At 34.4% G+C, this 23,837-nt stretch carries 10 protein-coding genes and 1 other annotated feature; of the genes, 3 read left to right on the top strand and 7 right to left on the bottom strand.

Going from position 1 to position 23,837, the window contains the following annotated elements; all coding sequences use genetic code 11:
- The 5 genes from KA909_RS11570 to KA909_RS11590 all read right to left on the bottom strand — a co-directional run.
- Positions 1–7,727 (bottom strand): SasC/FmtB family protein (locus KA909_RS11570; protein ID WP_210130247.1); only part of this gene is annotated, 7,727 nt, incomplete at its 3' end.
- Positions 7,728–8,002: 275 nt separating this feature from the next.
- Positions 8,003–14,440, bottom strand: coding sequence for a SasC/FmtB family protein (locus KA909_RS11575; RefSeq protein ID WP_210130248.1), 6,438 nt, complete (start codon positions 14,438–14,440; stop codon positions 8,003–8,005).
- Between the two features lie 226 nt (positions 14,441–14,666).
- Positions 14,667–14,978: a rhodanese-like domain-containing protein gene (locus KA909_RS11580; protein WP_075109293.1), complete on the bottom strand. Its 312-nt coding sequence runs from the start codon at positions 14,976–14,978 to the stop codon at positions 14,667–14,669.
- Between the two features lie 21 nt (positions 14,979–14,999).
- Entirely contained in the window at positions 15,000–17,414 is a 2,415-nt protein-coding gene (gene leuS, locus KA909_RS11585) for a leucine--tRNA ligase (RefSeq protein WP_193839199.1), read from the bottom strand.
- 47 nt (positions 17,415–17,461) lie between these two features.
- Positions 17,462–17,644 (bottom strand) — a binding site (T-box leader).
- Positions 17,645–17,712: 68 nt separating this feature from the next.
- Positions 17,713–18,903 (bottom strand): MDR family MFS transporter, encoded by a 1,191-nt coding sequence (locus KA909_RS11590; protein WP_075109295.1) that lies wholly within the window; start codon positions 18,901–18,903, stop codon positions 17,713–17,715.
- Between the two features lie 109 nt (positions 18,904–19,012).
- Between KA909_RS11590 and mnmL the strand changes: the two genes are divergently transcribed.
- Positions 19,013–19,972, top strand: coding sequence for a tRNA modification radical SAM protein MnmL/YtqA (gene mnmL, locus KA909_RS11595; RefSeq protein ID WP_053030526.1), 960 nt, complete (start codon positions 19,013–19,015; stop codon positions 19,970–19,972).
- Complete coding sequence (gene mnmM / locus KA909_RS11600; protein ID WP_193839197.1) at positions 19,969–20,529, top strand: tRNA 5-(aminomethyl)-2-thiouridylate-methyltransferase MnmM; 561 nt, start codon at positions 19,969–19,971, stop codon at positions 20,527–20,529. The genes mnmL and mnmM overlap by 4 nt, the downstream gene beginning before the upstream one ends.
- A gap of 139 nt (positions 20,530–20,668) precedes the next feature.
- Here the strand turns inward: mnmM and KA909_RS11605 are convergent, their stop codons facing one another.
- Both KA909_RS11605 and KA909_RS11610 read right to left on the bottom strand, forming a co-directional pair.
- Positions 20,669–21,070, bottom strand: coding sequence for a transcriptional regulator, SarA/Rot family (locus KA909_RS11605; protein WP_193839196.1), 402 nt, complete (start codon positions 21,068–21,070; stop codon positions 20,669–20,671).
- Positions 21,071–21,426: 356 nt separating this feature from the next.
- A complete protein-coding gene (locus KA909_RS11610; RefSeq protein WP_075109298.1) occupies positions 21,427–22,254 on the bottom strand; it encodes an alpha/beta fold hydrolase in 828 nt (275 codons plus the stop codon).
- A 224-nt stretch (positions 22,255–22,478) separates the two neighbouring features.
- On the opposite strand from KA909_RS11610, the gene KA909_RS11615 reads away from it, so the two are divergent.
- The gene (locus KA909_RS11615; RefSeq protein ID WP_075109299.1) at positions 22,479–23,480 is read left to right on the top strand and encodes a proline dehydrogenase family protein; all 1,002 of its coding nucleotides are present in this window, start codon (positions 22,479–22,481) and stop codon (positions 23,478–23,480) included.
- Positions 23,481–23,837 lie beyond the last annotated feature (357 nt).

The raw sequence follows: 23,837 nt of genomic DNA on the forward strand, positions 1-23,837 counted from the left end.
GCAACTTTTGTAGCTTCGTCCACTTTCGCTTTTGCGGCTACTTTTTCTTCTTCTGTCGCATTTGCGTTTTGATCTATCTCTGCTTTCTTAGATGTAGCAACTTCATCTATCGACGCTTTTGCTTCAGCTTTCTTAACAACCGTTGGTTGGACGTGATTGATTGATTCAATTCCACTTTCTTTTGCTGTGTCTACGCCTGCATTATTTGTTGCTTGATCTATCGCATTCTTCGCAACTTTTGCAGCTTCGTCCACTTTCGCTTTTGCGGCTACTTTTTCTTCATCTGTCGCATTTGCGTTTTGATCTATCTCTGCTTTCTTAGCTTGTGCAACGTTGTCTATTTCTGCTTTTGCTTGATCTTTTTTAACAACCGCCGGTTGGACGTGATTGATTGATTCGATTCCACTCTCTTTTGCTACATCAACACCTGCGTTATTTGTTGCTTGATCTATTGCCTTTTTAGCGGCCATTGCAATTTCATCTACTTTTGCTTTCGCAGCTGCTTTTTCTTCTTCTGTCGCAGTTATATTTTGATCAATTTCTTCTTTCTTACTATCAGTAACTTCATCTATCAGCGCTTTTGATTGAGATTTCTTGATTACCGTTGGTTGGAATTGATTGATTAAGCCTACGCCATTATTTTTTGCTTCTTCAACTTCGGCATTATTTGTCGCTTGATCGATTTTTCTCTTCGCAATTTTTACTGCTTTATCTATTTTTGCTTTTGCAGCAGATTTCTCCTCTTCTGTTGCATTTGCATTTTGATCAATTTCTGCTTTCTTAGATTGTGCAACGTTGTCTATTTCTACTTTAGCTTGATCCTTCTTAACAGTCGTTGGTTGGAATTGATTGATTGAATCGATTCCTTTTAGTCTTGCTGCATCCACTCCTGAATTATTAGTTGCTTGATCTATTTCACTTTTCGCATTTGTTGCGAACTCATCTACCTTTGCTTTCGCTGCTGTTTTCTCTTCTTCTGTCGCATTTGTATTTTCATCTATTTCTGCTTTTTTACTATCAGCGACTTCATCTATCAGTGCTTTTGATTGAGATTTTTTAATTATCGTTGGTTGAATTTGATTGATTGAATCGATTCCTTTTTCTTTTACCCTTTCAACGTCTGCATTATTTGTTGTTTGGTCTATCGCATTCTTCGCAACTTTTGCTGCTTCATTTACTTTCTCTTTTGCTGCTGCTTTTTCTTCTTCTGTCGCAGTCGCATTTTGATCTATTTCTGCTTTCTTAGCTTGTACCGCACTGTCTATTTCTGCTTTTGATTCAGCTTTTTTAACTACGGTTGGTTGAATTTGATTGATTGAATCGATTCCACTCTCTTTTGCTGTGTCTACGCCTGCATTATTTGTTGCTTGATCTATCGCATTCTTCGCAACTTTTGCTGCTTCATCTACTTTTGCTTTTGCAGCTACTTTTTCTTCTTCTGTCGCATTAGAATTGTGGTCTATCTCTGTTTTCTTAGCTGTCGCTGCCTCTTCTATTGCTGCTTTAGCTAGGTCCTTCTTAACAACAGATGGTTGGACATGATTTATTGAATCTATTCCACTTTCTTTTGCTGTGTCCACACCTTGGTTATTAGTTGCTTGATCTATCGCTTGTTTTGCTGCTGTTGCAACTTCGTCTACTTTTGCTTTTGCGGCTACTTTTTCTTCTTCTGTCGCATTTGCGTTTTGATCTATCTCCGCTTTCTTAGCTTGTGCAATGTTGTCTATTTCTGCTTTTGATTCAGCTTTTTTAACAACCGTTGGTTGTACTTGATTAATTGCTTCTACGCCAGTTGCTTTTGCAGTGCCTACGCTTGCATTATTTGTTGCTTGATCTATTGCATTCTTCGCAACTTTTGCAGCTTCGTCCACTTTCGCTTTTGCGGCTACTTTTTCTTCTTCTGTCGCATTTGAGTTTCGATCTATCTCTGCTTTCTTAGCTGTAGCAGCTTCATCTATAGACGCTTTTGATTCAGCTTTTTTAACAATCGTTGGTTGGACATTGTTGATTGATTCAATTCCATTTTCTTTTGCTGTGTCCACACCTTGGTTATTAGTTGCTTGGTCTATCGCTTGTTTTGCTGCTGTTGCGGCTTCGTCTACTTTTGCTTTTGCAGCAGATTTCTCTTCTTCTGTCGCATTTGCGTTTTGATCTATCTCTACTTTCTTTGCTTGTACCGCGTTGTCTATTTCTGATTTTGCTTCATCTTTTTTAACAACTGTTGGTTGCACTTGATTGATTGATTCAATTCCACTTTCTTTGGCTGTATCCACATCTGTATTATTTGTTGCTTGATCTATTGCACTCTTAGATACTTTTACAGCTTTATCTACTTTTGCTTTTGCAGCTACTTTCTCTTCTTCTGTCGCATTTGCGTTTCCATCTATCTCCGCTTTCTTAGCTATTGCGGCTTCATCTATCGACGTTTTCGCTTCGGCTTTTTTAACAACCGTTGCTTGGACGTGATTGATTGATTCAATTCCACTTTCTTTGGCTGTGTCCACACCTTGGTTATTAGTTGCTTGGTCTATTGCGTTTTTCGCTATTGTCACAGCTTCGTCTACTTTCGTTTTTGCAGCAGATTTCTCTTCTTCTGTCGCATTCGTGTTTCGATCTATTTCCTCTTTCTTAATATCAGCAGCTTCATCTATCAATACTTTTGCTTGAGCTTTCTTAACTACCGTTGGTTGAACATGATTGATTAAGTCTACACCATTATTTTTTGCTGTCTCTACTTCATCATTACTTGTCGATTGTTCTACTTTTCTTTTCGCAGAAGCTACTACTTTATCAATTTTTAATTTTGCAGCAGATTTCTCTTCTTCTGTCGCATTTGCATTTTGATCTATCTCTGCTTTTTTAGCTGTTGCCGCATTATCTATCGCTGCTTTTGCTTGGTCTTTTTTCTCAACCGTTGGTTGAATATTATTGATCGACTCGATTCCACTTTCTTTAGCTGCCTCTACTCCTCCATTATTTGTCGCTTGATCTATTGCACTCTTCGCAGTTTTTGTAGCTTCATCTACTTTTGCTTTCGCCGCTACTTTTTCTTCGTTCGTCGCATTTGTATTTTGATCTATTGCTTCTTTCTTAGCTGTAGCTGCTCCATCTATTGCTGCTTTTGCTTCATCTTTCTTAACCACTGTCGGCTGAATTTGATTAATTGATTCGATTCCGCTTTGTTTTGCTGAGTCCACACCCGTATTGTTTGTTGCTTGATCAATCGCATTCTTCGCCACTGTCACAGCTGCTTCTACTTTTGCTATTGCGTCCGCTTTTTCTTCATCCGTCGCAGTTGTGTTTTGTTCTATTGCTACTTTTTTAGCTGTTGCCGCATTATCTATCGCTGCTTTTGCTTGGTCTTTTTTCTCAACCGTTGGTTGAATATTATTGATCGACTCGATTCCACTTTCTTTAGCTACATCTACTCCTACATTATTTGTTGCTTGATCGATTGCACTCTTCGCAACTTTTGCAGCTTCATCTACTTTTACTTTCGCCGCTACTTTTTCTTCTTCTGTCGCATTTGCATTTTGATCTATCTCCGCTTTCTTAGCTGTTGTCGCATTATCAATTGCTGCTTTTGCTTGCTCCTTTTTCTCAACCGCTGGTTGAACATGATTAATTGAATCTATACCGCTACTTTTTGCTGTGTCAACACCTTGGTTATTAGTTGCTTGGTCTATCGCAACTTTAGCTAATCTTGTAACGTCATCTACTTTGGCTTTTGCAGCTATTTTTTCTTCTTCTGTCGCATTTGCATTTCGATCTATCTCCGCTTTCTTAGCTGTTGCGGCTTCATCTATCGACGTTTTCGCTTCGGCTTTTTTAACGACCGTTGCTTGGACTTGATTGATTGTTTCAATCCCACTTTCTTTGGCTGTGTCCACACCTTGGTTATTAGTTGCTTGGTCTATCGCATTTTTTGCAACTTTCACAGCTTTATCTACTCTTGCTTTCGCCGTTGCTTTTTCTTCATCCGTCGCATTCGGAGTTCGATTAATCTCCTCTTTCTTAGCTGTTGCGGCTTCTTCTATTGCTGCTTTTGCTTCATCTTTCTTAACTACCGTTGGTTGTACTTGATTGATTGAATTTGTGCCACTACTTTTTGCTGTATCAACTCCCGCATTATTTGTCGCTTGATCGATTGCATTCTTCGCTGCTGTCACAGCTGTATCTACTTTGGCTTTTGCAGCTGCTTTTTCTTCGTCCGTCGCATTTGTATTTTGATCTATTGCTTCTTTCTTAGCTGTTGCCGCATTATCTATTGCTGCTTTTGCTTCATCTTTCTTAACTACCGTCATTTGGACATGATTAATTGAATCTATGCCACTACTTTTTGCTGTGTCAACTCCTGCATTATTTGTTGCTTGATCGATTGCATTCTTCGCTGCTATTACAGCTACATCTACTTTGGCTTTCGCCGTTGCTTTTTCTTCGTCCGTCGCATTTGTATTTTGATCTATTGCTTCCTTCTTAGCTGTTGCCGCATTATCTATTGCTGCTTTTGCTCCATCTTTCTTAACTACCGTTGTTTGAACATGATTGATTGAATCTATGCCACTACTTTTTGCTGTGTCCACATCTGTATTGTTTGTTGCTTGATCGATTGCATTTTTCGCTATTGTTGCTGCTTCTTCTACTTTTGTTTTTGCGGCTACTTTTTCTTCTTCTGTCGCATTTGGTACCTGCTCAATTTCATTTTTCTTATTACGCGCTGCTTCATCTATCGCTGCTTTCGCTTCATCTTTCTTAACAACTATAGGTTGAACGTTGTTAATTGTAGTTATACCGTTTGTTTTAGCTGTATTTACACCCGCATTATTTGTTGCATGATCGATCGCATTCTTCGCTGCAGTCACAGCTTCATCTACTTTGGCTTTTGCAGCTGCTTTTTCTTCATCCGTCGCATTTGTTATTTTGTCTATTTCCGCTTTTTTAATACGGACTGCTTCATCTAATGCTGAATTCGCTTGGTCTTTCTTTTGAACTTCTGGTTGAATATTATTGATTGAATCTTCACCATTAATTTTCGCCATGTCTACACCCGTATTAGTCGTAGCATTATCAATGGCGTTTTTAGCATTTAGTGCTGCTTCATCAATTTTTGCTTTTTCAATTACTTTCTCTTCATCCGTCGCATTTGTAACTTGATCTATTGTCGCTTTTTTTACTCTAGCAGCTTCATCAATTGCCGATTTTGCTTCTGCTTTTTTTACAGCATCAACTTGTACACTACTAATCATATTTACTGCATTATTTTTAGCAGTAGTTACATCATCATTGTGTACACCACGTTCAATATTTGTGCGAGCATGATTGGCAATTTCATCGATTTTATTTTTCGCTGCTAATTTCTCTTCTTCTGTAGCCTCTTCATTTCTTTCTATTGCCGCTTTTTTCGAAGCTATTGCTCGTTCTAATGCTTGTTTCATTTTATTTCTCATTACTGCATTAGTTTGAACTTGATTTATTGCATTATCACTATCCGTTTTGATTGCATCTACTTCTTGATTCGTAGTTGCGTTTCCAATCTCTTTCTTAGCATTAATGAGTTCCTCATTAACCTTTGTTTTCGCAATTTCTCTTTCTTCAAATGTTGCATCAGTATTATTTTCAAGTGCAACAAGTTTTTCATTTGCTTTACTTTCTAATGCTTGTATTGCACGTTGCTTAACAATTGGCGTAACATCTGATGCACTTATAGCATCAATTGCTATATTTTTAGCTTGAGTTACTTCATCACTTGTGTGAGATTCATCTATACTATTATTTTTGTCTCTTAAGTTCGACTTTAATACGTTGAGCGCAGCTTCTTTTTCATCTAGCGTTGCATCATTATTAGCATTAATAATGGCTTGACGTTCTTTCGCAACTTTATCAACTTCAAGTTTTGCTCTCTCTTTATCTAACTGTAGTGTTAAATCATTAATATTTGCCTGGCTCTTTCTATCACTAATTGGTGTGTCATCATTTTCATCTAAAACTTGTCTAGATTGATTTAGTACATTTTGCATTGCAGACCATGCCTCTGATGAGTAATCTCTGCGGTTTAATTGCTGTAATTGAGTCGTTATCTCGTTTACCTTTTGTTGTAGCGCATCTTTAAACATTTTAACAGTGACAGTTTGTCGATTTATAGAAGTGTTGCCTCTTTTTTGATCAGATTCAGATTTAATGTAAATGTTTGTTCCACCGTATCTGAAATAATTGTCGTCAGCTGAAGAACCAAAGTCACGACTACCATTACGTCTATTCATATTAATTCCTTCAGTTACATATAATAACGTTGCTTCAAAATCTTTCTTAATTGGTACAGAAGCTGGTAACGTAACGGTATAAGTAATATCTTTAGTTGTACCAGGATCAATTCTATCTATATTTAGTGTTAATTCTCTAGTTGCAGAATTATAGTTAGATCTAGCATTTGTTGCTGAAACAAATTTTGCACCTTCAGGTAAGGTAACTTTGTATTGCGTTTTATTTGAACGGGCATGACCTTTATTTTCTATTGAAACTTCTAAAGTGGCATCAACTTGAGTGGCAGTTGTTGATGATGATGTAGATGTGTATTCAGTTTGATGTGTAGTCGCTTTTAAATATGCACCACTGTTCAACTTAACGTCAGCTAATCCACTACCACCGAAATTATTGCTTCCTTTCAATAATCTACTTCCACCAGCACTCTCATAACTTCTCTTGTCAAAAGTTTCAAATAAAAATCTAAGTTTAGTCACATTATCAGGCACATTGAATACACCTCTAAATACACCGAAGGATTTACCAGCAGTGTTAGGTCTACCTGAATAAAGTAAATCTGTTGGATTATTACCATCAAAAATAGAAACTTTAACCCCATTAATACCGTTCGTATTACCCATTGAAGTTCCTATAAATTCCAATTGGAGTTCAGAACCAGGTGTAACGTCAATATCTTGATAAATAGGTCCGACGGTTTTATCGTTATCTGGAGTATTATTTCCTGTGTATTTTGATAGAACGGCAGCAACCTTATTTTTTGTTAAATTAAACACATATGGATTATATGGTGGAAGTGCTTTAGGTCCCCATATAAGTGGAATTTGTGTTTGGTCAGCGTTATTAACCTGCCAACCAGTAACTTTATTAGCATCATTCATTTCTGAAGTAGTTGCATTAGTAGGTATAACCGCACCATTTGATGTATCTGTAAACGTACCATTTACGAATTGATTTGAGTTAACTTCGTTATTACGCATAACATCAGAATTTGCTGTCGCAGCACCGCTATCAGCAGATCTTTTTGCTCTGTGATGTTTAGGTTTTTCATTTTCAACTTGATTCGTTTTATTAACGTTATTAATCGTTTCATTAGTTACAGTACTACTTGAATGTAAAGCAGCATTGGATGCAGAAATAGATTCAGAATTATTTTTTTCTGAATCAGAAAGTTGTTCATTATTAGAATTAACATCTAAGTTATTCGTTGTTGCTTCTCCATGGTTGGTAGTTGCTGTTTCATTTGTATTAATTGTTCTAAGAGTATTAATTTGTTTATCACTAATATTTGATTTATTTTCATTTTGAGAGTTAACACGTTGTGAGGTGATTTGCGAAGAATTACTTTCTTCCTCTTGTGTTGCTGCATGACCTGGATGTGAAAAGAAAGTCAGTGTAGCTATAACAGTGGAAAATATTCCTACACTAAATTTACGAATACTAAATTTCTGTTTTTTAAAAAGATTCATTATTGTTCCTCCTTGATGTTGTTGTCTTGTTGTAGTAGTAATAATGAATAGTAAAGTGTGTTATTAAATTTTTTACATATGATTTTATACAATTGATATCATACTTTTTTATAATATCATCGATTATCCGAAATAACCAGAATAAATTTTTAATTGTAATGGAACATTCATCAAATTTAAATGTGCTTAAATTATATTATTATTATATACATTTTAATTGTGCCTAATACTAAAAAACAAGCCTCACGACTATGTGAGGCTTGTTCTTATATTATTTAGTTTTTATCTTCTTTTCTTTTACGTGATGTTAAGATTAAGAAGAATCCACTAATTAAAGTTAATTCTATTAATGGTAATTCACTTCTGTGATTTCCACCAGTATTTGGTAATTGTTTATTAGCTTTACCTAAAGTTAAGTGGTTAAAATCATTATTACCATTATCAAATCCTAACTTAGGATAATATCCATTGGCATTATCTAATTTTTGACCTTGTTTTGAAGGCATTGGCGCAACTTTAAGAATATCTTCAATGGCTTTTTTAGTTGTGCTATCGACATCTCGGTTTGAACTATCATTATCTATTTTTAACAATGCTTTTCTAGTAATTTCATTAATCAAATGCATTGCTTTTTGTTTTTGTTCATCCGTTAATCCATTTTGATGGTTAATTTTTTCTTTTTGCTGTTGTGCAATTGTTTTAATTCTATCCTTAGCAGCTTGTTTTTTCTTAGCAATTACTTGAACTTTAGAAATTTCATTTTTAAATTTAGCGTGCACTTTATCAACATCATTATTAGTTGCAGCGTGATCAATAGCTTTTTTAGCCTTTTTAATAATATTGTCTACTTCTGATTTAGAAACTTCTTTCTCTTCATGAGTTGCTTGATGATTTTTGTCAATTTCTGACTTTTTAGTCTTAGCAATAGAATCTAAATCTTTTTTAGCTTGAGATTTTTTCATTGTGTCAGGTTGAATTGATTTGATAACTTTACTACTTAACGTTTTAGCTTCATCAACATCATGGTTTGTTATTCCATTATCGATGTTACTTTTAGCCTTCGTAGCTTCTTCATCAACTTTCGTTTTAGCAGCTTCCTTCTCTTCTTTTGTAGCATCATTAACCTTATCAATTTCTGCTTTTTTCACTTTAACTAAATCATCGATGGCTTTTTTTGCTTGATCTTTTTTGATCACTTCAACAGTTACACTATTTATTGTATTTGTGCCATTACCATTAGCTTGGTCGACATCATTGTTTGTTATAGCATGATCAATTATTGTTTTAGCTTTTGTAACTTCTTCATCAACTTTTTTGTGTGCAGCGTCTTTTTCTTCTTTAGTTGCATTAGGTGTTTCGTCAATTTGAGTTCTTTTTGCTTTAGCAACTTCATCGATGGCTTGCTTAGCTTCTGCTTTCTTAATTGTTTCTGGTTCAATCGGTGCTATTTTAGTATGACCATTATTTTTAGCTTGGTCTACTTCATCATTTGTGTTAGCTTGGTCTATTGCTTGCTTAGCTTTTGCACCTTCTTCATCAGCTTTATTTTTAGCTACATCTTTCTCTTCTTTAGTAGCATTAAAGTTGTCATCAATGGCTTTTTTCTTAGCAACAACTTCATCATCAATCGCTTTCTTAGCTTCCGCCTTCTTAATTACTTCTGGTTGAATTGATTCAATAATATTAACACCAGATGTTTTTGCTTGATCGACATCGTTATTTGTTATTGCGTTGTCAATTGCTGCTTTAGCTTTTGTTGCTTCTTCATCTACTCTAGATTTTGCTGCTTCTTTTTCATCTTGTGTTGCATTAGCAACTGTATCAATTTGTGCTTTTTTAGTTACAACTTCATCATCAATCGCGTGTTTTGCTTCTGCTTTTTTGATAGCTTCTGCTTGAATATTAGTTATTGCTGTTACGCCTGTCGTTTTAGCTTGGTCTACTTCGTTATTAGTAGTTGAATTATCAATTGCTGTTTTTGCTTTTGTTGCTTCTTCATCTACTTTTGCTTTAGCCGCGTCCTTTTCTTCTTTAGTAGTTGTTGAATCTTCTTCCAGCTTTGATTTTTTAACTTTAGCTTGTTCATCAATCGCTTGTTTTGCTTCTGATTTCTTAATAACTTCTGGTTGAATTGATTCAATAATATTAACACCAGATGTTTTTGCTTGATCAACACTGTTATTTGTTGTTGCTTGATCAATTGCTGCTTTTGCTTTTGTTGCTTCTTCATCTACTTTAGATTTTGCTGCTTCTTTTTCTTCTTGAGTTGCATCATTATTATTATCTATTTCTTGCTTTTTAGCAGTAACTAATACATCAATGGCTTGTTTTGCTTCTACTTTTTTAATTACTTCCGGTTGAATTGATGTAATTGTATTAACACCAGATGTTTTTGCTTGATCGACATCATCATTGGATGTTGACTTATCGATTGCTGCTTTTGCCTTTGTTGCTTCTTCATCTACTCTAGATTTAGCCGTATCTTTTTCTTCTTGAGTTGCATCATTATTATTATCTATTTCAGCTTTTTTACTTCTAACAGATTCATCAATAGCTTGTTTTGCTTCTGCTTTTTTAATAGCTTCTGGTTGGATATTATTGATAGCTGTAATTCCATGATCTCTCTCTGTATGAACTGCATCGTTTGTAGTTGAACGATCAATCGCTTGTTTTGCTTTAGAAGCTTCACTATCGACTTTTTGTTTAGCAGCATCTTTTTCTTCTGTTGTAGTTGTATCATCTTGATCAATTAATGCTTTTTTATTCGTCACAGCTTCATCGATGGCTTGTTTCGCTCTTATTTTTTCAATAGACTCTGGTTGAATATTATGAATAGTATTTGTACCTTCATCCTTTGCTTGAGTCACTGTATCGTTTGTAGTTGCTTGATCAATTGCTGCTTTTGCTTTTGTTGCTTCTTCATCTACTTTGACTTTAGCTGCTTCTTTTTCTTCCGTTGTAGCGGTTGGGTGCTGATCAATTTCGTTTTTCTTAGCAGTAACAGCATCATCTATCGCTTGTTTTGCTTCTGCTTTTTTTATTGCCTCTGCTTGTATATTTGAAATAGTATTTGTTTCACTATTTTGTACTTGATCAACGTCACTGTTAGAGCTTGCATCTGTGATCGCTTGTTTTGCTTTTTGTACTTCTGCATCAACTTTGGCTTTTGCTGCTTCTTTTTCTTCTTGAGTAGTTGTATTTTCTTGATCAATTAATGCTTTTTTCGTAATAGCTGCATCATCTATCGCTTTACGAGCTGTTGCTTTTTTCACAATGTCAGGCTGTATGGCAGTGATTGCATTATTACCATTATCTTTTGCATGATCGACATCTGCATTAGTCGTTGCTTGGTCTATAGCATGTTTTGCTTTGGTAACTTCGTTATCAACTTTGGCTTTTGCCGCCTCTTTTTCTTCTGTAGTAGCTTCACTATTATTATCAATTTCTAATTTTTTAGCATTAGCTGCATCATCTATCGCTTGTTTAGCAGTTGCTTTTTTCACGATATCTGGTTGAATGGCAGAAATTGTATTGACTCCTGACGTTTGAGCACCATCAACATCACTATTCGTTACTGCTTGGTTAATTGCAGCTTTTGCTTTCTCAGCTTCAACATCAACTTTATCTTTTGCTGCTTGTTTTTCCTCTTCTGTTGCATCATTGACAGTGTCAATTTCAGCTTTCTTCGCTACAACTTCATCATCTATGGCTTTACGAGCGGCTGCTTTTTTACTTACTTCCGGTTGAATGCTTGCAATAACAGTATTACCGTTATCTTTTGCTTGATCGACAGTATTATTAGTCGTTGCCTGATTAATAGCTGCTTTAGACGCAGTAACAGCTGCATCTACTTTTGCAATAGCTGCTTGTTTTTCTTCTTCTGTTGCATCAGGAGTTTGATTAATTGCTTCTTTTTTAGCATTTGCAGCATCATCTATGGCTTGTCTTGCTGCTGCTTTTTTAACTGTTTCAGGCACAATACCAGATATCGTATTTTGACTACTAGATGTTGCTTCATCCACTTCAGCGTTAGTAGTGGCTGCATCAATCGCGGCTATTGCTTTTTTCGCCTCTTCATCAATTTTAGCTAATGCGACATCTTTTTCTTCTTGAGTCGCCTCGCTATTTTGGTTAACTAAAGCTTTTTGGTTCGAAACTGCAGTATTAATATCTTGTTTAGCAGCTGGTTTTTTCGCTATTTCTGGTTGGATAGTGTTGATTACATTAGTACTATTATTTTGCGCTTCATCTACACCATCATTAGTAGTTACTTGGTCAATAAGTCTATTCGATTTTCTAACTTCATCGTCTACTTTTTGATTAGCCGCATCTTTTTCTTCTTTGGTTGCTTCATTATTTTGATTAATTAACGCTTTTTTTGCTTCTGCTGCTTCTTGAATAGCTCTTCTAGCATTTGCTTTTTTAATAACATCTACTTCAACCGTATCGATAGTAGCTATACCATTTGTTTTTGCTTCATCTACTTCAGAATTAGACGTAGCTTGATCGACTAAGGCTTTGGCTTTATTCGCTTCTTCTGTTGCCTTAGCCATTGCAACGTTCTTTTCTTCTTCTGTTGCATCAAAATGACTATCGATATATACTTTGCGATTGGTTAATTCTGCTTCTATTGCTTTTTTTGCTTCTACTTTTTTAGTAGCAACGACGTTAATGCTATTAATTTGTGATATACCACCCTCTTTTAGAGTAGGAATAGCGTCGTTATTATTTAATTTGTCAATTTCTTTTGATTTCTCTTTATATCTCGCACGCACTTTATTCACTGCTGTTTGCTTTTCTTCTGTAGTAGCTTGGGTGTTACTATTGATAAAACTTTCTCTTGCCTTTGCAACTTTATCAATATCAAATTTGGCTTTAGCTTTTTCTAATGCTAAAAGTAAGTTGTTAATTTCTTCTTGACTTTTTCTATCTATAATAGGTGTTGAATCAGTTTCAGATCCTACTACTTTAGCGTTTGTAAGTGCAGTTTGTAAATTATTCCAAGCTTCATCATTGTAATCGCTTTGACTAGCTCTCCCTAATTCCGATTCAATTTCAGTCACTTTATTATTAAGTGCATCTTTGTACATATTTACAGTAACTGATTGTGTCGGTACAGCTGTAGTACCTTGTCTTTGATCACTCTCAGATAAAACAAACTCGTTAGAACCACCATATTTTAGATAGTTTGTGTCTCCTTGAGTAGAAAAATCTTTTGAGCCATTTCTACGATTCATATTTATTCCTTCAGTATAATACGTTAGATTACCATTGAAATCTTTTTTAATTGGTACTGAAGTTGGCAATGATAATGTATATGATACGTCTGTAGTTGTTCCAGCTTGAATAGGATCAATATCAAGCGTAAGTTCTCTTGAATCTTCATCAAATGTACCAGTTGCGTTTTCTGCAGAAACAAATGACACATCTTCAGGTAACGTAACTTTGTATTGTGTTTTATTAGAGCTTGAGTGTCCTTTATTCTCAATACTAAATGTTAATTTTGCATTCACATTAGGTGAATTTTCTGAGGTAGAATTTGCTTGATATTCTGTTTCAGTTGCACTTGTTTTTAAATATGCACCTGTATTAACACTAACATCAGCTACTACACCGCCACCAAAGTTGTTTGCCCCTTTTAATAAACGATGACCATTGTATGAATCATGACTCTGGTTTTCTGCTGATTCAAATTGAATTCTAATTTTTGAAATATCGTCAGGTACATTAAATACCCCTTTAAAAATACCAAATTTTTGATTACTCGTTTTAGGCGTACCTTTATATAATAATTTTGAAGGATTATTGCCATCATAAACATACAAACGTGCACTGTTAAACCCTGAAATATTGTTTATAGAAGTACCTAAAAAATGAAATTGTAATTCAGATCCAGGTGTCACATCGATATCTTGATAAATTGGTCCAACGCTATTGTCAGCTACACCGGCAGATAAGTTATCACTATATTTAGATAACACAGCACCGATTTTATTTTCTGTTTTATCAAATGTAATATACGTATATGAAGGTAATGCTTTAGGTCCCCAGATGAGTGGAATTTGAGTTTGTTGACTATTAACAACTTTCCAACCAGGAATTGTGCTTGCAGCATCCATTGCTGATTCAGTAGCTACAGTAGGTATTTCAGCACCTGCACTAGTATCGGTGAAATTACCATTGATCACTTGTCCTGAATTTGTTTCATTAATTGCCATTGGATCGCTTGATTCATTTAAATTCGTAGCTCTATCTGTTACATCTCTTTTTACGCGCTTATGATGATTTTCTGAAGCTTTATCTTTCGAGTCCGATGCTTTGCTTAAAGTTGGTTGATTATTATCAACATTATTTGAAGTTGAAGCCTCATTATTTGCTTCTTTCGTTGAAGCAACACTTTGTGTAGAAGGTTGATTGTTTGCAGTAGTAACATCAGTACCACTTTGTGTATTACTTGTTTGACTTTCATTTTTTTGATCTACTGATTTGTTAACTTCAGCTGAAGTTTGTGAATTATTCGCTGTTGATGCTACATGAGCTAAATCTCCTGTAGTGTTAGAATCAGTTGGTACGTGTTGCGCAGTCTGTTCATGTTTATCGAGTTCTGCAGCATGCCCTGTATGAGTGATAAATGCTAAAGTAGCAATTACCGTTGAAAACGTACCTACAGTAAATTTACGTATACTAAATTTTTGTTTTTTAAATAGATTCATTAAATATCCTCCTTGAAGTCTAATCTTGCTGCCTGTTATTTAATGTTTAAGTCATTTCATAGTTTTATCACTATGCGACCACTTCCGAAATAATTCTATCATTATTAATTGTTGTACGCTAGTGTATTTTAAATTATTATGATAAATATTTTATAAAATATAATTTAGTCCTCTTAAAAATTAAAAAAGCGACTGACATTTGAATTTGTCAGTCGCTTATGCATGATTAAATACTATTTATTTCTGTACCTTCAGTGCCCCATTCGTTCATACCACCTTCTACATTAATAGCATGAATATCATGGTCTTCTAAGTATTTAACTACCTTAGCACTACGCATTCCAGCTGCACAGATAATATAGTATGTGTCTTTGTCATTAAAATAATTTAGGTTATCAGGAATTTGATCCATTGGAATTGTTTTAGCCCCAGGTATAACTCCCATTGCAGTTTCTTCGTCAGTTCTAACATCTACAATGTTAACTGGATTAGATTCTAATACTTTCTCTTTTAATTGATCTACTGTAATAGATTCCATTATTAAAACTCCTTTTAATTATTATTTAGCAACAATATTCACTAATTTTTGAGGCACAGCAATCACTTTTTTAATGTCTTTACCCTCTATAGATAGTTTAACATTTTGGTCTTGTAATGCTAATGCTTCCATCTCGTCTTTAGACGTGTCTTTAGGAATATTCATTTTGGCTCTAACTTTACCGTTAACTTGGACAACAATTTCTACTTCTGCATCAACTAATAATGATTCATCATAAGTTGGCCAAGGTTGGTAAGTAATCGTATCATCATTACCCATTCTGTTCCATAATTCTTCACCAATATGAGGCGCAATTGGTGCTAACATTTTAACGAAACCTTCTGCATATGGTTTATAAATAGCTTCTGATTTATAGCACTCGTTAATAAATACCATCAATTGGCTAATAGCTGTGTTAAAGTTCAATGAATTAAAATCTTCTGTTACCTTTTTCACAGTTTGGTTAAATACTTTATCTAATTTAGTATCATTGTTTTCAACTACTTTATCTGTTAATGAACCATCTTCATTAATGAATAATCGCCATACACGATCTAAGAAACGTCTAGAACCGTCAAGTCCATTTTCACTCCATGCAATCGCAGCATCTAATGGTCCCATAAACATTTCATATAAACGTAATGTATCAGCACCGTGAGAATTTACAATATCATCTGGGTTAACTACGTTGCCTTTTGACTTACTCATTTTCTCATTACCTTCACCAAGAATCATACCTTGATTATATAATTTTTGGAAAGGCTCTTTAGTTGGAACCACACCTAAGTCAAATAAAACTTTATGCCAAAATCTTGCATATAATAAGTGTAGTACTGCGTGTTCAACACCGCCAATGTATAAATCAACTGGCAACCAGTGTTTTAATTTTTCTGGATCAGCTAACATCTTACTATTATGAGGATCGATATATCTTAAATAATACCAACAGCTTCCTGCCCATTGTGGCATTGTATTCGTTTCACGACGACCTTTCATGCCAGTTTTCTCATCAACGACATTTACGAATTCATCAATATTAGCTAATGGAGATTCTCCAGTTCCTGAAGGTTTAATTTCATCTGTTTCTGGAAGTAATAAAGGTAATTCATCTTCAGGTACTGTAGTCATAGTGCCGTCTTCCCAGTGTATAACTGGAATAGGTTCACCCCAATAACGTTGTCTACTAAATAGCCAATCTCTTAGTTTGTAGTTTACTTTCTTTTCGCCTGCACCTTTAGCGACTAATAATTCAATTGCTTTAGAGATCGCCGCTTCATTATCTAAGCCATTTAATTCACCTGAATTAATATGTTCACCAACACCTGTGTATGCTTCTTTTTGAATATCTCCACCAGCAATCACTTCGTTAATTGGTAAATTAAATTTAGATGCAAATTCATAATCACGTTCGTCATGCGCAGGTACAGCCATGACTGCGCCTGTGCCATAACTAGATAGTACATAATCTGCAATCCAAATTGGTAATGTCTCACCTGATAACGGATTGATAGCGTAAGCACCCGTAAACACACCTGATTTATCTTTTGCTAAATCAGTACGTTCTAAATCGGATTTCTTTGAAGCTTCTTCTTGATATTGTTTAACCGTTTCAAGTTTATCGGCAGACGTAATTTTATTTACTAAAGCGTGTTCAGGACTTAATACTAGGAAAGTCGTACCATAAATTGTGTCCGGTCTTGTAGTAAACACATCAATACTTTCATCACTGTTATCTACTTTAAAAGATACGCTTGCACCTTCAGATCGGCCAATCCAATTACGTTGCATATCTTTAATAGATTCAGGCCAATCCAGTTCGTCTAAGTCTTCTAATAAACGATCAGCATATTCCGTAATTTTTAATACCCATTGTTTCATTGGACGTCTATAAACAGGATGTCCTCCACGTTCAGATACACCGTCTACTACTTCTTCATTAGATAATACAGTACCTAATGCTGGACACCAGTTAACGGCTACTTCATCAACATAGGCTAATCCTTTATTGTAAAGTTGAATGAAAATCCATTGCGTCCATTTATAATACTCAGGATCTGTCGTATTAACTTCTCTATCCCAATCATAACTAAATCCTAATTCTTGAATTTGACGTTTAAACGTTTGAATATTTTGTTGTGTAAATTCTCTAGGGTCATTACCAGTATCTAAAGCATATTGCTCTGCCGGTAAACCAAACGCATCCCATCCCATTGGATGAAGAACGTTATAACCTTGCATACGTTTATATCTAGAAACAATATCCGTAGCTGTATAACCTTCAGGGTGTCCGACATGTAAACCTGCTCCTGATGGATACGGGAACATATCTAACGCATAAAATTTCTTTTGACCTAAGTTATCACTTGTTTTAAAAGTCTTGTTGTCTGCCCAATAGTTTTGCCACTTTTTCTCAATTTCCTTATGATTATATCCCAAATCTATTTCCTCCTATAAATAAAAAAACATCTCTAACTATTATTTATGATAGGGACGACGAATAGCCGCGGTACCACCCTAATTCACATATTATGTGCACTTTATAATAGTAAGAGATGTTTTAAATTTAATTATTTAACGGTAAGTTCACTTAATTCTTAACACTAGTTCTCACCACCACTAGCTCTCTGATGAAAAGTATTTAAGCTACTACTCCAATACATTTTAATATTATGAGATTCAAGCAGTAATTGCAAGTAGTAGTTATTAATTTATTTCAACTTGCACTTAAATATAGTTACTGTCCTGAACGTTTTGATTGTTCTCTTTTAGGCAGACCCTTATCAAAGATTGAAAGGAAAATAATTCCAATGATTAATAAAAGCATGATACCGATAAACATTGCACTCATGTTAAACGTATCTACTAATAATCCACCAATCAACGGACCAAATGCCTTACCAACAGTTGATGCTGAATTGACAACACCTTGATATTGACCTTGTTTACCTTCTGGTGCTAAATAGTTAGCGATTGTTGGAACAGCAGGCCATACAAACATTTCACCAAACGTTAAAATAATCATTCCGATTAGAAATACAGTAAATTGTTCTGCAAAACTAGTAACAAAGAATGACAACATAAAGATTAAAATTCCAACAAACATTTGATGTTTTAAGTTTCCTTTTAATAAAATAATCGCTGGTCTTATTAACGGTTGCGCAACTAAAATCATAATACCATTCACTGTCCATAATACGCTATATTGAGACATTGAAATATTTAATTCTTGCGTGAATGATGCAATTGTTGTTTCCCATTGAATATAAGCAATCCAACAAATAGCAAACATGACACATAATAATAATAGTGCAATAAACCGTTTTTTATTTTCTTTACTATGAATATCTATACTGTCGGGTGTTCGTAATTTAGCATGATACTCAAGATTGAACTGCGTTATTGCAACAATTGCAAATAAGACGTACATGATTAAGTTAGCTAAGAAGATATAATTAAAACTTAATTCAGCTACGAAACCACCCATTGCTGCGCCCGTTGCTACACCAATGTTTTGAGCTAAGTAGATAGCATTAAATGTTGTTCTTCCCCCATTAGGCCAAACGGCACCTGCCATTGCATATATTGCGGGAACTATCATACCTCCACCAAAGCCTAACAGTACTAACCAAACTGCATACCATGGCCATCCATGGAAAAAGTTCAAGAGTGTCGTACTTATTAAACAAGTAACAGTACCAATCATAATTGTTCGATAGCCGCCTAATTTATCGAATAATGAACCCCCTAATAAATTTCCGACTACCATTCCAAATGAATTAACCATTAGAACAATCGCAGCAATTGTCAGGCTCTTACCCAGCTCTTCTTTCATATAAATTGTGTTTAAAGGCCATAAAAAGCTAGAGCCAGTTATATTCAGTGCCATACCTATAACTAGCCACCATACTGATCTAGGTATATTCATACTATTAGTCCCCTCTTTATATTTTTGTTGAACCACATTAAACACTATAACATTAAAGTATGTTAAAATCTTTACTTAGAACTAAGTTAGATAGAAAGGAAAATGTGTTATGGGTAACTATTTCCCGTATGCCTTTGAAAATAAACGATATCATACATGGAATTACCATTTAAAAAATAGATTTGGGCAAAAGATTTTTAAAGTGGCGTTGGACGGTGGATTTGATTGTCCTAACCGTGATGGCACAGTTGCACATGGTGGTTGTACATTTTGTTCAGCAGCAGGAAGTGGCGACTTTGCCGGTAATAGAGCTGATCCAATTGAAGTTCAATTCCAACAGATTAAAGATAGAATGCACGAAAAATGGAGTGAGGGTAAATATATTGCTTATTTCCAAGCCTTCACTAATACGCATGCACCAGTAGAAGTATTAAAAGAGAAGTATGAGCCTGTCCTTAAAGAAGAAGGCGTTGTTGGTTTGTCAATAGCAACACGACCAGACTGCTTACCAGATGACGTTGTAGACTATTTAGCAGAACTTAATGAACGTACTTATTTATGGGTAGAATTAGGTTTACAGACTGTCCATCAAGAAACATCTGATTTGATTAACCGTGCACATGATATGCAAACTTATTATGAAGGTGTGGCAAAGTTAAGAAAACACAATATTAATGTTTGTACACATATCATCAATGGATTACCAGGAGAAGACTATCAAATGATGATGGAAACAGCTCGTGAAGTAGCGCAAATGGATGTTCAAGGTATTAAAATCCATTTACTTCATTTATTAAAAGGTACGCCAATGGTTAAACAGTACGAAAAAGGAATGCTTGAATTTATGTCTCAAGAAGATTATACCAATCTAGTTTGTGATCAACTTGAGATTTTACCTCCAGAAATGATTATTCATCGAATTACTGGAGATGGTCCTATCGACTTAATGGTTGGTCCAATGTGGAGTGTTAATAAATGGGAAGTTTTAAATGAAATTGATAATGAATTAGCAAGACGCGAATCATATCAAGGTAAATATTATCAAACTGAAGAAAAGGTTAAATTATGAAATTAGAACGTATTCTCCCCTTTTCAAAAACGTTAATAACTGAACACATTAATTCGCATAGCATCGTCATTGATGCAACTTGTGGCAATGGTAATGACACGAAATTCCTTGCGCAACAAGTTCCAGAGGGTCACGTATACGGATTTGACATCCAAGCATCTGCTATTCAATCCACTTATGAAAAGGTAAAAACATACGATAATGTAACGCTCATTCAAGATGGCCACGAGAATGTGCAACATCATATCGATTCTAACTATAAAGGTCATATTGATGCCGCCATCTTCAATCTTGGGTATTTACCTAAAGGAGATAAATCTATCGTTACGAAACCAGAAACTACTATCAACGCGATTAATCACATCTTTGATTATTTAAGCGTTGAGGGCATTATCGTATTAGTTATCTATCACGGCCACCCTGAAGGTCAAATTGAGAGAGACGCTTTATTAACGTTTTTAGAAGCATTCGATCAAAATAAAGCACATATTCTTAAATATCAATTTATGAATCAAGTGAATCATGCACCCTTCATTTGTGCCATTGAAAAACGTTAGCTTTAACATCCAACAAGAAACCTAACATTCTTAATAAGAATACAGAAAATCCACTCCAAAATATTAATTACGGAGTGGATTTTTTATATAACACGCTTATATTATAAGTCGATACGTCACCAAACTTAAATTTTATAAATTAAACACGCATTAATAAATTTAAACTGTTTTCTAATATTTCATATCGTTTTTTTATAGTTGCGGTAATGAAATCTAACAGTTCATTTTTCTGTTCTTGTTTAGCTTCATTAAAATGTATAATTACAGTACGTTCATCATCCAAAGGACGTTCTTTAAAAATCCATTCAGAGTGAACCAATTTATTATATGTACGGGTACGTTTATAAGACTTAATATTAACGTAACTATCCATTTCTTTCAGCGTCATAGGACCTTTATCCCATAAAGTAAGTAAAATTAAAACCTCTTCTTTAGTTAAATCATAAGTTTCATATATTACTTTAAAAATAGAATTGATTTCCTTACAGACTTCTTCAAGCTGTAATATCATTGAAACATTCTCTCCTGCTTGATTACTCATGCTGCTCCCTCCCTAACCGATTGTACACATTCTGATTTTAAAATGATTAAATTATCTGTCACTATATATTTACCCAATTATCACTATTGTAATTAAACAATTTATAATAACTCCCAAAAATTAACTTACATTAAAGCAAATGTTAAAATACTTTAAATTTTAAACTCTAATAGACAAATATATAATTAAATTATTAATGATATACTATTTACATTATATTATATTTCCACTTATCTTTAAAAGTTATTAACTTACTATTACTAAATTAACTGAGTAAACCAAACAATTGCATTATATTTAATTGGGTGTTTAAAAAAAGCTAACCAACAAATTAAATCATTGGTTAGCCAAATATATTATACTTCTTCAATTTCTTCTTCATTAACAATAAAGCCCATTGTATTCACACTATTATTTAAAAATGTTAAAACATAGCGCATCACTTGATCACGTTCAGGTTCATTATGAATCTCGTGATAGAGCCCTTGCCAAACTTTATAATAAAATTCATTCGTGCTAAGTTTATTTTTCAATTCTTCTAAAGAACGCAATTCTAATAGTTTATCTTCTGTGCCATACATGAGTAAGGTTGGCATTGATTGGATGTCTTTCAAATGTTGTACTGTATCTTTCATTGTTTCTAGAACAATGTTATACCATTTATAAGTTACCTTTCTTAACATTAAACCATCTTGATTTGTTTCATCGATTACTTCATCATTTCGTGTTAAATCTTCAGGTTCTATACCCAAGTTAAAGCGTGCATCCTTAGAACCTTTACCAATATTAGAGATAAGCATATCTTTGCGCGTTTTATTGTTTCTTTTAAATTCTAACAATGGAGAAAGGAGTAACATACCCTCGATAGGCAATTCTGTTTTTTCAAGTACATTTAATAATATCAATCCACCTAGCCCGACGCCCATAACGAATGTAGGAATTTTATATTCATTTGCGATTCTAACCCATTCCAACAGCGTTTCATGGTAAATATCAAAATGCTCGAGTTGCCCTTTACTCGCTCTAGAAGTTTGACCTTGGCCAGGTAAATCACCCATGATTACGTGATAGCCATTACGTCTTAACATCGTAATGACATAAGCATATCTACCAGTATGCTCTAAGATATTATGCACTATAACAACGACACCTTTAGCATCATGTTCAGTTTCCCATTTCCACATATGTATGATTCCTCTCTAACTTATATTTCAATAAATGTATTATATCAGATTATCTGTTAAGTCTGGTGTAAATCTGAGACACAATCTCATTATAAATATTGTCCAACAATGTAATTATACTCTTTTTTATAGTATTCAGATAATTGAAAACGCTTTCTACTATGTAATATTCATGCTAAACTAATATTAAATTATTAGTTTAATGTAATTTGGAGGAATGGGATATGTCACTTTTCAAAAATTTTTTTATTGCATTATCAAATAGCACTTATTTAAATGAAACTGCCAAAAAAGTAGGTCCGAAAATGGGTGCTAACAAAGTTGTAGCTGGTAATACAATCGAACAACTCATTGATACAATCGAGAGACTCAACGATTCAAATATTGCTGTTACAGTAGATAATCTAGGCGAATTTGTTGGAACGGTTGAAGAAGCAAATCAATCAAAAAATGAAATTTTAGAAGTTATGCAAGCCATTAAAGATTATAATGTTGATGCACATATGTCAGTAAAATTAAGTTCACTGGGTGGTGAATTTGATACAGAATTAGCCTATAACAATTTAAGAGACATATTACTTAAAGCTAATGAATTCAATAATATGCACATTAACATTGACACTGAAAAATATGACAGTTTACAACAAATTGTTGAAGTACTAGATCGTCTTAAAGGGGAATTCAGAAACGTTGGTACTGTAATACAAGCTTATCTTTATGATGCAGTTGATTTAATTGATAAATATCCTAATTTACGCTTAAGATTAGTCAAAGGTGCTTACAAAGAGGATCAACAAATCGCTTATCAAACTAAAGAAGAAATTGATGAAAATTACATAAAAATCATCGAAAAACGACTTTTAAATGCTAAAAATTTCACTTCTATCGCTACACATGATGATCAAATAATTAACCATGTTAAACAATTTGTTAAATTACATAATATCGATAAGGATCAATTCGAATTTCAAATGTTATATGGATTCCGTAGCGAATTAGCTGAAGAAATTGCACGACAAGGATACCATTTCACTATTTATGTACCCTATGGTAATGACTGGTTTGGTTATTTCATGCGTAGATTAGCTGAGCGTCCACAAAATTTAGCACTAGCATATCAAGAGTTCGTCTCAACTAAAACATTGAAGAAAATTGGCCTTTTCACTAGTTTAGGACTTGGAGCAGCCTTTATAATTTCAGGTGTAACTAAACTTATAAAACGATAAGTCCGGGACAAAAATAATATAATGAAGCTATTTTGCAAATTCGCAGTAGCTGACTGAACTGAGAAGGCGCTTTAATCAAGCTTTTCTCAGTTCTAGTCACCCTTGTGGGCGGGGCCCCAACAAAGAGAATTTCACTAAGAAATTCTACAAGCAAAGCAAGTTGGGAGTCGGGGCCCCAGCAAAGAGAATTTCATCAAGAAATTCTACAAACAAAGCAAGCTGGGAGTCGGGGCCCCAACAAAGAGAATTTCACTAAGAAATTCTACAAGCAAAGAAAGTTGGGAGTGAGACGACGAATTTAAAAAGAATTCTGTCCCACTCCCTGTTTTATATGTGTGGAAGTGGTAAGATGATAGT

The sequence above is a fragment of the Staphylococcus sp. GDX8P54P genome, assembly GCF_017893165.1.
GTDB lineage: Bacteria > Bacillota > Bacilli > Staphylococcales > Staphylococcaceae > Staphylococcus > Staphylococcus borealis.

What these genes read in the sequence shown, in the direction of transcription:
- KA909_RS11575 (WP_210130248.1), bottom strand. Translation starts at nt 14,440, where the DNA reads ATGAATCTATTTAAAAAACAAAAATTTAGTATACGTAAATTTACTGTA.
- KA909_RS11580 (WP_075109293.1), bottom strand. Translation starts at nt 14,978, where the DNA reads ATGGAATCTATTACAGTAGATCAATTAAAAGAGAAAGTATTAGAATCT.
- KA909_RS11590 (WP_075109295.1), bottom strand. Translation starts at nt 18,903, where the DNA reads ATGAATATACCTAGATCAGTATGGTGGCTAGTTATAGGTATGGCACTG.
- mnmL (WP_053030526.1), top strand. Translation starts at nt 19,013, where the DNA reads ATGGGTAACTATTTCCCGTATGCCTTTGAAAATAAACGATATCATACA.
- mnmM (WP_193839197.1), top strand. Translation starts at nt 19,969, where the DNA reads ATGAAATTAGAACGTATTCTCCCCTTTTCAAAAACGTTAATAACTGAA.
- KA909_RS11605 (WP_193839196.1), bottom strand. Translation starts at nt 21,070, where the DNA reads ATGAGTAATCAAGCAGGAGAGAATGTTTCAATGATATTACAGCTTGAA.
- KA909_RS11610 (WP_075109298.1), bottom strand. Translation starts at nt 22,254, where the DNA reads ATGTGGAAATGGGAAACTGAACATGATGCTAAAGGTGTCGTTGTTATA.
- KA909_RS11615 (WP_075109299.1), top strand. Translation starts at nt 22,479, where the DNA reads ATGTCACTTTTCAAAAATTTTTTTATTGCATTATCAAATAGCACTTAT.